Origin of the sequence: Streptomyces sp. NPDC051109, from assembly GCF_044455885.1 — a bacterium.
Lineage (GTDB): Bacteria > Actinomycetota > Actinomycetes > Streptomycetales > Streptomycetaceae > Streptomyces.
In genome coordinates this window covers 186,059-198,428 of record NZ_JBITFF010000008.1, presented here as the reverse complement: position 1 = coordinate 198,428, position 12,370 = coordinate 186,059, and the positions used below count along the sequence as shown (strand labels likewise).

Annotated in this window: 12 protein-coding genes and 1 tRNA gene; 6 read left to right on the top strand and 7 right to left on the bottom strand. The window is 72.6% G+C overall.

What is annotated here, in order from left to right; translation table 11 throughout:
* Nucleotides 1-233 precede the first annotated feature (233 nt).
* Nucleotides 234-2,540 (top strand): transglycosylase domain-containing protein, encoded by a 2,307-nt coding sequence (locus ACIBAD_RS17570; protein WP_398907581.1) that lies wholly within the window; start codon nucleotides 234-236, stop codon nucleotides 2,538-2,540.
* Between the two features lie 78 nt (nucleotides 2,541-2,618).
* On the opposite strand, the gene ACIBAD_RS17565 is transcribed toward ACIBAD_RS17570, so the two are convergent.
* A complete protein-coding gene (locus ACIBAD_RS17565; RefSeq protein ID WP_048477044.1) occupies nucleotides 2,619-3,080 on the bottom strand; it encodes a GatB/YqeY domain-containing protein in 462 nt (153 codons plus the stop codon).
* Between the two features lie 67 nt (nucleotides 3,081-3,147).
* Between ACIBAD_RS17565 and ACIBAD_RS17560 the strand changes: the two genes are divergently transcribed.
* The 3 genes from ACIBAD_RS17560 (at nucleotide 3,148) to ACIBAD_RS17550 (ending at nucleotide 5,237) form a co-directional block, all read left to right on the top strand.
* Complete coding sequence (locus tag ACIBAD_RS17560) at nucleotides 3,148-4,086, top strand: metallophosphoesterase (RefSeq protein WP_327132974.1); 939 nt, start codon at nucleotides 3,148-3,150, stop codon at nucleotides 4,084-4,086.
* A 101-nt stretch (nucleotides 4,087-4,187) separates the two neighbouring features.
* Nucleotides 4,188-4,261 (top strand) — tRNA-Pro (locus ACIBAD_RS17555).
* A gap of 211 nt (nucleotides 4,262-4,472) precedes the next feature.
* Nucleotides 4,473-5,237: a metallophosphoesterase gene (locus ACIBAD_RS17550; RefSeq protein WP_398907579.1), complete on the top strand. Its 765-nt coding sequence runs from the start codon at nucleotides 4,473-4,475 to the stop codon at nucleotides 5,235-5,237.
* A 9-nt stretch (nucleotides 5,238-5,246) separates the two neighbouring features.
* Here the strand turns inward: ACIBAD_RS17550 and ACIBAD_RS17545 are convergent, their stop codons facing one another.
* The 4 genes from ACIBAD_RS17545 to ACIBAD_RS17530 form a co-directional block, all read right to left on the bottom strand.
* Entirely contained in the window at nucleotides 5,247-5,801 is a 555-nt protein-coding gene (locus tag ACIBAD_RS17545) for a DUF5956 family protein (protein WP_398907577.1), read from the bottom strand.
* 32 nt (nucleotides 5,802-5,833) lie between these two features.
* On the bottom strand, nucleotides 5,834-7,129 hold the full coding sequence (codA, locus tag ACIBAD_RS17540) for a cytosine deaminase (protein ID WP_398907575.1): 1,296 nt from the start codon (nucleotides 7,127-7,129) through the stop codon (nucleotides 5,834-5,836).
* Nucleotides 7,130-7,216: 87 nt separating this feature from the next.
* On the bottom strand, nucleotides 7,217-7,384 hold the full coding sequence (locus ACIBAD_RS17535; protein ID WP_166682062.1) for a hypothetical protein: 168 nt from the start codon (nucleotides 7,382-7,384) through the stop codon (nucleotides 7,217-7,219).
* 110 nt (nucleotides 7,385-7,494) lie between these two features.
* The gene (locus ACIBAD_RS17530) at nucleotides 7,495-7,662 is read right to left on the bottom strand and encodes a hypothetical protein (protein ID WP_166682063.1); all 168 of its coding nucleotides are present in this window, start codon (nucleotides 7,660-7,662) and stop codon (nucleotides 7,495-7,497) included.
* Nucleotides 7,663-7,770: 108 nt separating this feature from the next.
* Here ACIBAD_RS17530 and ACIBAD_RS17525 point away from each other — a divergent pair, with 108 nt between their 5' ends.
* On the top strand, nucleotides 7,771-9,564 hold the full coding sequence (locus ACIBAD_RS17525) for a prolyl oligopeptidase family serine peptidase (protein WP_398907573.1): 1,794 nt from the start codon (nucleotides 7,771-7,773) through the stop codon (nucleotides 9,562-9,564).
* Nucleotides 9,565-9,620: 56 nt separating this feature from the next.
* On the top strand, nucleotides 9,621-10,469 hold the full coding sequence (locus ACIBAD_RS17520) for an SURF1 family protein (protein ID WP_398907571.1): 849 nt from the start codon (nucleotides 9,621-9,623) through the stop codon (nucleotides 10,467-10,469).
* On the opposite strand, the gene ACIBAD_RS17515 is transcribed toward ACIBAD_RS17520, so the two are convergent.
* Nucleotides 10,441-11,529 (bottom strand): hypothetical protein, encoded by a 1,089-nt coding sequence (locus ACIBAD_RS17515; protein ID WP_398907569.1) that lies wholly within the window; start codon nucleotides 11,527-11,529, stop codon nucleotides 10,441-10,443. The two genes, ACIBAD_RS17520 and ACIBAD_RS17515, sit on opposite strands and share 29 nt — an antisense overlap.
* The gene (locus ACIBAD_RS17510; protein WP_134072582.1) at nucleotides 11,526-12,338 is read right to left on the bottom strand and encodes a SigE family RNA polymerase sigma factor; all 813 of its coding nucleotides are present in this window, start codon (nucleotides 12,336-12,338) and stop codon (nucleotides 11,526-11,528) included. Before ACIBAD_RS17510 ends, ACIBAD_RS17515 begins: the two co-directional genes overlap by 4 nt.
* Nucleotides 12,339-12,370 lie beyond the last annotated feature (32 nt).

Sequence of the window (12,370 nt, the reverse complement as noted above, 5' to 3'; positions counted from 1 at the left end):
GGAGTGATCCGGCGACATGCCCGACCATTCCGGCAATTCGGGTGGAATCGGCGGACCGCGGGCGAGAGACCGTCAGAGTGAAGGGCGAGATTCGGACATGAGTCCACCCCATTCGGGAAGGGTGAAAATCAAGCCGGGGGGTTGATGTCGCACCGCACTGCTGTGACAGTTGAGGACAGCTTAGGCCAAGGCATTCGCGCGTGTCCGGCGAATGAGAACGTAGGCTGCCCTCCATGGGAAAGAAGCGCTCGGGCGCCGGGCTCACGGGGCCGCAGCAGGCCGCCAAGTTCCTCGGGGTGTCCGTTCTCTCCGGAGTTGTGCTGGCCGGCATCGCGATCCCGGGCGCAGGCGCCCTGGGGCTCGCCGCCAAGGGAACGGTCGAGGGATTCGACGAGATCCCGGCCAATCTCAAGACACCGCCGCTGAGCCAGCGTACGACGATTCTGGACGCCGAAGGTGGCCTGATCGCCACGGTCTATTCACGGGACCGGCAGGTGGTGCCGCTGACGGCCATCTCCCCGTACATGCAGAAGGCGATCGTCGCGATCGAGGACTCGCGTTTCTACGAGCACGGCGCGATCGACGCGAAGGGCATCCTGCGCGCGGTCAACCGCAACGCGCAGGAGGGCGGGGCCGCGCAGGGCGCCTCCACGCTGACGCAGCAGTACGTGAAGAACGTGTTCGTCGAAGAAGCCGGCGATGACGAGACCAAGGTGCGCGAGGCGCAGGAGAAGAGCCTCGGCCGCAAGATCCGCGAGCTGAAGTACTCGATCCAGGTCGAGGAGGAGCTCGGGAAGAAGAAGATCCTCGAGAACTACCTCAACATCACGTACTTCGGCCAGCAGGCGTACGGAATCGAATCCGCCGCCCAGCGCTACTTCAGCAAGCCGGCCAAGGACCTGACCCTGGACGAGTCGGCCCTGCTGGCGGGTGTGGTGCAGTCGCCGAGCCGGTTCGACCCGGTGAACGACGCGCAGGAGGCGATGAAGCGCCGGAACGTCGTCCTCCAGCGGATGGCCGACATGAAGGACATCTCGCAGACAGAGGCGGACGAGGCGAAGAAGAAGCCGGTGACGCTGAAGGTGACGCGGCCGAAGAACGGCTGCATCACCGCGGTCAAGGGCGCGGGCTTCTTCTGCGACTACGTGCGCAACACGTTCCTGACCGACCCGGTGTTCGGCAAGACCCGCGAGGAGCGGGCCAAGCTCTGGAACCAGGGTGGCCTGACCGTGCGGACGACGCTGGACCCGCAGTCGCAGGAGTCCGTCAACGAGTCGATCAAGGACCACGTCAACCAGGACGACAAGGTCGCCACGGCCGTCACCCTGGTGCAGCCGGGTACGGGCCGGGTCCTCGCCATGGGCCAGTCCAAGCCGTACGGCTTCGGGAAGAACGAGACGCAGATCAACTTCTCCGTCGACAAGCGGATGGGCGGATCGAACTTCGGCTTCCCGACCGGTTCGACCTTCAAGCCGTTCGTCGCGGCCGCGGCCCTGGAGAAGGGCGTGTCCCCGGGCAAGACGTACCCGTCCCCGCACGACATGGAGTACCCGAGCCCGGTGGAGACCTGCGGCGACAAGCCCTGGGTCAACACCTCCCACGACCGGGTCGAGAACGAGTCGGAGTCCGAGCGCGGCCCGTACGCCATGCAGGACGCGATGGCCAAGTCGGTCAACACGTACTTCGTGGAGATGATCTCCGAGAACGGGCTGTGCCCCGTGACCGAGATGACCACCAAGCTCGGCGTGATCCCGGCCGACGGGACGAAGCTGCCGGAGGTCCCGGCGATCGCGCTCGGCACCGAGGGCATGTCCCCGCTGACCATGGCGAACGCGTACGCGACCTTCGCCAACCGCGGCGTGTACTGCACCCCCGTCGCCCTGGAGTCCATCACCGACGCGCACGGCAAGGCGCTGGCGGTGCCGAAGTCGCAGTGCGACCGGGTGATGAGCGAGAAGACCGCCGACACCGTCAACACGCTGCTGCTCGGCGTGATCGACTCCGGTACGGGTACCGCGGCGGGTCTGACGGACCGGCAGAACGCGGGCAAGACGGGCACCACCGACAGCCGCTACAACGCCTGGTTCGTCGGGTACACGCCGAACATGGCCGGCGCGACGTGGGTCGGCTCGGGCGGCGCCAAGCAGGTGTCGATGGAGAACATCACCATCGGCGGCCAGTACTACGACAAGGTCTACGGCGGCGGGCTGCCCGGTCCGATCTGGAAGCAGGCGGTCTCGGGCGCGCTGTCGGGCCGGGAGGCTCCGAGCTTCACCACGGTCGGCATCCCGGAGAGCGGCGGCGCGCCGACGGGCGGCGGCCGCCCCAGCACCCCGAACCCGAACCCGAACAAGCCGGGGAAGCCCGGCAAGCCGGGCGGCGACGGCAAGCCCGGCGGCCGCCCCGGCGGCCAGACGGCGGCGGGGGCCACGGGAGGCGCGACGGGCGGCGCCACCGGCGGGGCGACGGCCGGCGCGACCGGCGGTGGAACCCCGACCGACCCGTTCCCGGGCGGCGTGATCGGCGGCCTTGAGGACTAGCGGACATGAGTGGATGAACGGAGGGCCCCGCCCGCGCAGCGCGCAGGCGGGGCCCTCCGTTCATTCATGCGTGCACGTCTATGCGAGGTGCTTCTTGACGGCGGCGGCGACGCGGCCGCCCTCCGCCAGACCGGCCACCTTCGGGTTCACGATCTTCATGACGGCGCCCATGGCCCGCGGCCCCTCGGCACCCGCGGCCTTGGCCTCCTCGACGGCCTGCGCCACGATCGCGCCGAGCTCCTCGTCGCTGAGCTGCTTGGGCAGGTAGGTGTCGAGGAACTCACCCTCCGCCGTCTCGCGCGCGGACTGCTCGGGACGGCCGCCCTGCGCGAAGGCCTCCGCGGCCTCGCGGCGCTTCTTCGCCTCCTTGGCGATCACCTTGAGGACCTCGTCGTCGGAGAGCACGCGCGCCTCCTTGCCCGCGACCTCCTCCTTGGTGATGGCGGCGAGGGTCAGGCGCAGCGTGGACGAGTGCAGCTCGTCGCGCGCCCTGATGGCGGTGGTGAGGTCTTCCTGGAGCTTGGCCTTGAGCGTGGTCATGACCTGAGTCTGCCAGGTGGAGGGCTGGTGGCGCCCGCCGGTTTTCCGCGTCTGCGACGATGGGGCCATGCGTGCGCGTTACGGAGTACCCCTGAAGGTCACGGCCTCGATCGCGGCGGTAGGGGCCGCCGGTGTGGCCTATGCCGCCGGTTTCGAGGCGCGGTCGTTCCGGCTGCGCCGGATCACCGTTCCGGTGCTCCCGGCCGGGATGCGCCCGCTGCGCGTGCTGCAGGTCTCCGACATCCACATGGTCGGCGGGCAGCACAAGAAGCGCGCCTGGCTGCAGTCGCTGGCCGGCCTGCGACCGGACTTCGTGGTGAACACGGGGGACAACCTCTCGGACACCGAGGGTGTTCCGGAGGTACTGGACGCCCTGGGCCCCCTGATGTCCTTCCCCGGGGTGTACGTCTTCGGGTCGAACGACTACTACGGGCCGCGGCTGCGCAACCCCGGGCGCTACCTGATCGAGAAGGTCCAGGGCCGGCACGGGCTGAACGGCAACAAGCCGGTCGTCGGCGCCGTGCACAACCCGTGGGAGGAGATGCGGGACGCCTTCGACGCAGCGGGCTGGGTCAACCTCACCAACACGCGCGGACGCCTGAAACTGCCCGGCCTGGAGCTCGCCTTCACCGGACTCGACGACCCGCACATCAAGCGGGACCGGTACGAGCGGGTCGCGGGCGGGCCGGAGGCGGACGCCGACTTCTCGATGGCGGTCGTGCACGCCCCGTACCTGCGGGTCCTGGAGTCCTTCACGGCCGACCGCTACCCGCTGATCCTGGCGGGGCACACGCACGGCGGGCAGCTGTGCATCCCCTTCTACGGGGCGCTCGTCACCAACTGCGACCTGGACACGAAGCGGGTGAAGGGGCTCTCCACGCACGAGGCGGACGGGCACCGCGCCTACCTCCACGTCTCGGCGGGCTGCGGCACGAACCGCTACACCCCGGTCCGCTTCGCCTGCCCCCCGGAAGCCACGCTCCTGACGCTGACCCCGAAGGCGTAGCGCCCCCGGCACCCCCTCGCGAAAACCGGATTTCGTCTCCGGCCGAGGGTCCGCTAAAGTAATCGATGTCGCCAGGACAGCAACCGCTGCAAGGCGGCGATCGGGGTGTAGCGCAGCTTGGCAGCGCGCTTCGTTCGGGACGAAGAGGTCGTGGGTTCAAATCCCGCCACCCCGACAGCTGAAATACCAGGTCGGCCCCCTACTCATGCGAGTAGGGGGCCGACCTGTTTTGTTCGGGTGTCCAACTGCGTGACCAGCGGCCGGGTTCTGGTGGGTCCGCGCGGCGGGGGTGGGGGCGCGGTTCCGTGGGTAGCTTCGGCGCACGCCGACGCCTAGGTCGGGGCCCGTCCAGGCCGCGGCGCCGAAGCCCGGAGGGACGAACCGCAGTGACCACCGTCATCGCCCACGTCAGCGATCTGCACCTGGACCTCTCGGAGCGCGCCACGGAGCGTGCCCTGACGGTCATGAACTACCTGCGCGACATGCCCGGCCCCGTCGACGCCGTGCTGGTCTCCGGTGACATCGCCGACCATGCGGCGGCGGACGAGTACGCGCAGGCCCGCAAGTTGTTCGACCTGCCCTATCCGGTGCTGGTGCTGCCCGGCAACCACGACCGGCGGGGGGCGTTCCGTGCGGGCCTGCTCGACGCGGCGCCCGTGGACGAGGAGCTGAACCAGGTCGCCCGCACGCCCGGAGCCGTCTTCTTGCTGTGCGATTCGACGGTCCCGGACAGCGACGAGGGCCTGCTCAGCGACCTGACCCTGGGCTGGCTGGACGAGACGCTGACCGCCGAGGGCGGGGAGCTGCCCGTCTTCGTCTGCTTCCACCACCCGCCGGTCGACCTGCACACCCCGTACGTGGACCGGGTCCGGCAGTTCGGCGAGGAGCGCCTCGCCGCGGTGCTGGAGCGGCACCCGCAGGTCGTGGCCCTGCTGTGCGGTCACGCGCACGTGGCCGCGGCCACGACGTTCGCGGGGCGCCCGCTGCTCGTGGCGCCCGGGGTCGCCTCGACCGTCCCGCTGCCCTTCGAGGGGCGGCCCGCCGTGGACCACGAGCCGGCGCCGGCGCTGGCCTTCCACGTGCTCGACGACCGGCGCCGGCTGGTCACCCACTACAGGACGCTCGGCCGGCCGTACCACGACGACCACTGACGCCGAAGGTCAAGGGGAGGCTGTTTCGGGACCGGTTCCGGTCCCGGACTCGGACTCGGACTCGGCGGCCAGTGCGGCGAGTTCGGTGCGGACCAGGGTGAGGAAGGCGGCCGAGGGGCGGACCTCCACCGCCCGCTCCCGCGCGGCCGCCCGGAGGTGGTCGAGGACCGCGCCGAGCGTGGGCAGGGAGCCGAGCGGACGCAGCAGCCACAGGCGTCCCGGCGGCCGGCGCGGGAGCCCGAGGGCCATGAGGACCTCCTCGGCCTCCCAGTCGAGGTCGTGCAGATCGGGGTCCGCGAGCGGGGCGGCCTCCACGTCGGTGATGTGCCCGTGGCCGTCCAGCCGGGTCTCGACCGCCCAGTGGGTGGACCGGTCCGGGATCCAGGTCCGGGCCGCCGGGGGCCATACGTACGGGAGGAACACCCACAGCGTGTCCTCGGGCGCGGGCTCCCAGCCGAGCACCTCCAGCTCCCGTACCTCGGGCAGCCGGTCCGGCTCCTGTTCGCTGCGGCCGGTGCGGCGCAGCGCGAGCGGGTGCGGTGTTCCGTCCTCGTCCCACGACATGCGCGCAGGCTACCGCCGGAGCGGGCGCCGGCCTACGACCGGCGGAAGTCGACCTCCGCCGGCGGCTCCCCCGGCCAGTTCAGCCGGGTCGGCGCCGGCGGGGTCTCGGCGAGTACGGTCCCCCGCGCGACCACGTACCGCGGCCGGACCTGGCGTCGGACCGCCTCGGCCGGGGTCTCGGCCGGCAGCAGCACGAAGGAGGCGGGGGCGCCCTCCGAGATCCCGTACTCCGCCTCCGTCAGGCCCAGCACCCGCGCCGCGCGCTCCGTCACCATCTCGAACGCCACCGGGACCTCGTCCGCTCCCGTGAGCTGGGAGGCGTACAGCCCGACGAGGGCGGTCTGGAGCGGGTTGGCGGTGCCGAGCGCGTTCCACGGGTCCATCACGTCGTCGTGGCCGAAGGCCACGTTGACCCCCGCCGCCAGCATCTCCTTGACCTGGGTGAGGCCGCGCCGCTTGGGGTAGCCGTCGAAGCGGCCCTGGAGGTTGAGGTTGGCGAAGGGGTTGCAGACCAGGTTGATCCCGGAGCGGGACAGCAGCCGCTGGAGTTTGAAGCTGTACGCACCGCCGTAGGAGCCCATCGCCGTCGTGTGCGAGGCGGTCGCCCGCTCCCGCAGCCCCGTGCGCAGTGCGAGCGCGGCCAGCACCTCCACGAACCGGGACTGCTCGTCGTCGATCTCGTCGCAGTGGGCGTCCACGCGCAGGCCGTGCTCCTCGGCCACCGCGAAGGCGGTGGCCAGCGACGCGACCCCGTCCTCCCGGGTGTCCTCGAAGTGCGGGATCGCCCCGACCACGTCGGCGCCGCGGGCGACCGCCTCGCGCAGCAGCGCCTCGCCGTCCGGGAAGGAGACGATGCCCTCCTGCGGGAACGCGACGATCTGCAGGGTCATGAAGTCCCGGACCCGGTCGCGGACCTCCAGCAGCGCGTCCAGTGCGGTGAGCGCGGGGTCGGTGACATCGCAGTGCGTCCGTACGTGCAGCACGCCCTGCGCCGCCTGCCAGCGCAGCACCTGCACGGCCCGCGCGATGACGTCCTCGCGGGTCAGGGTCCGCTTGCGCTCGCTCCAGCAGGCGATGCCCTCCCACAGCGTCCCGGAGGAGTTCGGGCGCGGCTCCCCGGCGGTCAGGGCCGTGTCCAGATGGATGTGCGGCTCGACGAAGGGGGCGCAGAGAAGCCCGCCGTGCGCCTCGATCAGCACGCCGGTGGCCGGCGGCTCCTTCTGGTCGTCGTACGGGACCACCCGCGCGATCCGCCCGTCCTCGGCGACCTCGACGTCGTGCAGGCCCTCGGTGTGCAGCAGCCGGGCGCCCCGGACGATCATCCGCATGCGGCCACCCTACGACCGCGGCCCGCGGTTTCCGGGGAAACCGCGGGCCGCGACCGGTGCATCGCGATCGGCCGGCAGGGCAGCGGCTCAGCCGCGCTTGGCCTGGGCCTTCTGCTGCATGCCCCGGGTCTTCGCGGAGAGGGACTGCACGTCCTTGACCGCGGCCTTCGCGCGCGCCTCGGCCGCCGTGTTCTTCGCCCGCTCCCGCTCGCGCTCCGCGGCCTGTGACGTGCCGGCACGAGCCTTCTTGGCCATGATCACTCCTCCTCGGGACACATCGGGACACATCGGGACATCGGGACGCATCAGAGGGCGTACGTCCTCACTGTCCCCCCGTTCGCAGGAGGCGGCATCCGGAGCGAGGGTCAGCCGCGCCCGCCCTTGCGGCGCTGCTGCTCGCGCATCCGGTCCTCCTTCATGGCCAGCGTCTGCGCCTCGCGCACGTCCTCGACCAGCATCGCCGGCTTGCTCGGCATCCCGGATTCAGACGACCGACGGTCCTCGTGAGTCTGTTCCTTGCGCTTGTTCGCCATGATCACTCCTCACTGGAACTGGAAAAGGGCTGGGTTGGGCCCCGCCCACGCTGCCTCCTCCCGTCCACCCCGACCATTCGACAGCGCCAATCGGGTTACATGGGGGGTATGACTGACAACACGGCCGTGCCCGACTGGGAGAAGCGCTTCCGCGCGCCGCGCGTCGGGCTGCCCGACTGGGCCGAGGACGCTCCGGACCGCTCGCTCTTCGTGTCGAACGCCACCGGGACGTACGAGCTCTACGCCTGGGACCGGGCCACCGGCAGCCAGCGGCAGGCCACCGACCGGCCCAACGGGACCACCGACGGGACCCTCTCGCCCGACGGCGAGTGGATCTGGTGGTTCTCCGACACCGACGGCGACGAGTTCGGCACCTGGGTGCGCCAGCCCTTCCGGGGCGGCCCCGACGAGCCGGCCACCCCCGGGCTGGAGCCCTCGTATCCCGCCGGGCTCGCCATCGGCCGCGACGGGACCTCGGTCGTCGGCCGCTCCACCGACGAGGACGGCACGACGATCCACGTGGTGCGGCCGGGCGCCGCGGAGCCCGCGGTGATCTACCGGCACCGGGAGTCGGCCGGCGTCGGCGACCTCTCCCACGACGGGACCCTGATCGCGATCGAGCACATCGAGCACGGGGACGCCATGCACTCGGCGCTGCGCGTGGTCACCCTCGACGGGGCCACCGTCGCCGAGCTCGACGACTCCCGGGGCGGCACGGTGGAGCTGGGCCTGGAGGTGCTCGGCTTCGCGCCGGTCGCCGGGGACACCCGGCTGCTGGTCGGCCACCAGCGGCGCGGCCGCTGGGAGCCGATGGTCTGGGACGTCGCCACCGGCGCCGAGCAGGACCTCGCGATCGAGCTGCCGGGCGACGTCAGCGCCGAGTGGTACCCGGACGGCTCCGCACTGCTGATCGCGCACAGCTTCGAGGCGCGCAGCGAGCTCTGGCGCTACGACCTGGCCGCGCGGGAGCTCGTCAGGGTGCAGACCCCGCCCGGCACGGTCTCCGGTGCGACGGCCCGGCCGGACGGCACCGTGGAGTACCAGTGGTCCTCGGCGGCCGAGCCCTCGGCCGTGCGGTCCACCGCGGGCGGGGTCGTCCTGGACCCGCCCGGGTTCCGGCCGCCCGGCTCGGTGCCGGTGGAGGACGTGTGGGTGGAGGGCCCCGGCGGGCGGATCCACGCGCTGGCGCAGCGGCCCGCGGGCCACGGGGAAGGGCCCTTCCCGACGATCTTCGAGGTGCACGGCGGTCCGACCTGGCACGACAGCGACGCCTTCGCGGCGACCCCCGCGGCCTGGCTGGACCACGGCTTCGCGGTGGTCCGGGTCAACTACCGGGGCTCGACCGGCTACGGCCGCGAGTGGACGGACGCCCTCAAGCACCGCGTCGGCCTGATCGAGCTGGAGGACATCGCGGCCGTCCGGGAGTGGGCGGTGGCCTCCGGCCTCGCCGACCCGGCGCGCCTCGTGCTCTCCGGCGGCTCCTGGGGCGGCTACCTGGCCCTGCTGGGGCTCGGCACCCAGCCCGAGGCCTGGGCCGTGGGCCTGGCCGCCGTACCCGTCGCCGACTACGTCACGGCGTACCACGACGAGATGGAGGCGCTGAAGTCCCTGGACCGCACCCTCTTCGGCGGCACGCCGGAGGAGGTCCCGGACCGCTTCGAGGCGTCCTCCCCGCTCACGTACGTCGACGCGGTGAAGGCCCCCGTGCACATCGCGGCGGGTCTCAACGACCCGCGCTGCCCGATCCGTCAGATCGAGAACTACGTCGAGCGGCTGGCGGCGCGCGGGGCGGTGCACGAGGTGTACCGGTACGACGCCGGGCACGGCTCGCTCGTCGTGGAGGAGCGGATCAAGCAGGTCCGGATGGAGCTGGAGTTCGTACAGAAGCACCTGCCCCGGTAGGCCGCGGCGGCGGCCCCGGCCCCGGTGATCCGGTGCACCCCCCGTACGGTGGTGGGGTGCACCGGTTTCTCCTGACCCCGCGCTGGTGGGGGATCAACGTCTTCGTCGCGCTCGCCGTTCCCGTCTGCCTGTTCATGGGGACCTGGCAGCTCGGCCGGTTCGAGGACCGCGTCGACAGCCACAAGGAGGCGACCGGCGGACGGCCCGCCGCCGGGGCCGCCGCGCCGCTGGAGTCGCTGCTCCCGGTGGACAAGCAGACCTCCGGACGCCTCGCGTCCGCCTCCGGCGAGTACGCCGAGCAGCTGCTCGTGCCCGAGCGCCGGCTTGACGGCAAGAGCGGCTTCTACGTCCTGACCCTGCTCAGGACCGACTCCGGCAAGGCCGTCCCGGTGGTCCGGGGCTGGCTGCCGGGCAGGGCCGACGCGGCGAAGGCCCCGGCCGCGCCGACCGGACGGGTCGAGGTGACGGGCGCGCTCCAGGCCTCGGAGAGCTCCACCAGCAAGGGCGTGTACGCCGACGGCGGGCTGCCGGCCGGACAGCTCGGGGTGATCGGTGCGGCCTCGCTGGTCAACCTCGTGCCGTACGAGCTGTACGACGCCTGGCTGACGGTGCAGACCCCGGCCGACGGGCTGACCCCGGTGCCCGCGCAGGCGCCGAGCAACACCGGGCTGGACCTGAAGGCCTTCCAGAACCTCGGCTACACCGGCGAGTGGTTCGTCTTCGCCGCGTTCGTGCTGTTCATGTGGTTCCGGCTCTACCGCCGCGAGGTGGAGACGCTGCGCGATGCCGAGGCGGGGCTGCTGCCGCGGACCGCCGGCCCGTCGGCGGAGCCCGCCGCGGCCGAGACCACGGCTTCGGCCACGGCTACAGGCACGGCTACGGCTTCGGCGCGTCCAGCGGAATGACGCCCGTGCGGTAGACCGTCCCCCCGCAGGCCGCGGGGATCGTCGTCTGCGTGGTCGGCGCACCCGGCGGCGCGGTGTGCGGCGTGTGCGTCACCTCCACCCCGGTCGGCTCCGGGGTTTTGCTGTCGGTCTCCGGCTCGGGGCCCGTGGCACGGGCCGCCGTGCCCTGCCCGCTGTCCGGGGCGCCGGCCGGGGGCTTGGTCACCGGATCGGGCGTGGCCGCCGGGCAGGACTGCGCCGAGGGCACCCACGCGAAGCGGACCTCGTACGCCGTGTACGGCTGGAGCAGCAGCAGCGGCGTCTCCGCCGAGGGGTCGGGCAGTCCGGCCGCCGGATCCCCCGCCGTGTGGCCGACCACGGTGACCCCCGAGGACCGGCCGGGCGCGGAACCCGACACCGAGGCCGCCGTCACGGTGTCCGGACCGATGACCGTGCAACCGCGGGTCGAGACGTTGGTGACCTTGAAACTGCCGTAGACCTTTCCGTCGGCCTCCGGGGCCTTGGCGCTGCCCTGCACCCCGAGCTGCTCGGCGCTGCACCCGGGCACGCCGGGCGCCGCCGCCACCGGGGGCTGCGGGCCCGTGCCGGCCCCGGCCGTGGCGGCCGCGGTGTCCGGGCCGGCCGTGCCGCCCGTCGGGGCGCCGCGCTCCTGCGGGTCGGGCCGCTCGCCGGCGCCGCCGCTCTCCGCGCCCTTCCCGGGGGCCTTGCCCGGCTGCGGCTGCGCTCCCGCGCCGTTCTGGTGCGGGTCGGAGGTGCCGCCGGCGGCCGCGGTCCCGGGCTGCTCGCCGTGCCCGGCCATGGCGGAGTGGTCGGCGGCGGCCCCCTCACCGCCGGTGATGTGCAGGTGCAGGGCCGCCGGGATGGCCGTACCGGCCAGCAGCGCGGCCGCCGCGGCCCCGACGAGGGCCTGCCGCTTGCGGGTCCTGCGTACGGGGACGGCGTGCCGCAGCCGCTCCAGCGCGCCTTCGGCGGGCTGCAGGCCCTCGACGGCTCCCTGCAGCAGGCTCCGCAGCGCCTGTTCCTCGCCCGCCGCGCCCGGCGGCGTGTGGTCGTCCCTCATGACTGCGCAGCCTCCATCGCCACCCGCAGCGCGGCAATGCCCCGCGATCCGTACGCCTTGACCGAGCCGAGTGAGACGCCGAGCGTCTCGGCGACCTGGGCCTCCGTCATGTCCGCGAAGTACCGCAGCACCAGCACCTCGCGCTGACGCCGCTGGAGTCCGCGCATCGCCTTGATGAGATCGTCCCGTTCCAGCTGGTCGTACGCGCCCTCTTCGGCACTGGCCATGTCCGGCATCGGCTTCGAGAGCAGCTTGAGGCCGAGGATGCGGCGGCGCAGCGCGGAGCGCGAGAGGTTGACGACGGTCTGGCGCAGATACGCCAGTGTCTTGTCCCGATCGCGAACCCGGTTGCGCGCCGAGTGGACCCGGATGAACGCCTCCTGGACGACGTCCTCGCAGGAGGCGGTGTCGTCGAGGAGCAGCGCGGCCAGGCCGAGCAGCGAGCGGTAGTGGGCCTGGTAGGTCTCGGTGAGGTGGTCGACCGTGGTGCCCGCGACGACCACCGGCTCGGCGTCCGCGGACGCGGCGACGGCAGCGGACGCCGATACGGACGCGGACGCCGACGCGGCGACGGCTGACCGGGCGGACGCCTCCTCCCCGTTGCCCGCGGCCTCCGCGCTATCGCGGGGCGCGGGCACTCGGCCGCCCCGGATCGGTACGGCGGAGGGCACGGCGAGCGGCGCTGCGGCCGGCGGAACGGGAAGGATCACCGGGAACCCGCCGGGGGCGCAGACACGGGAAGGCCGGAGCGGCGCACCGGGTGCGCTGCGCGCCGGTACGACGGCGAAGTCGAGAAGTGCCTCTGCCACGCCAGTTGGACACGCGTCCCCCCACCAGGGTT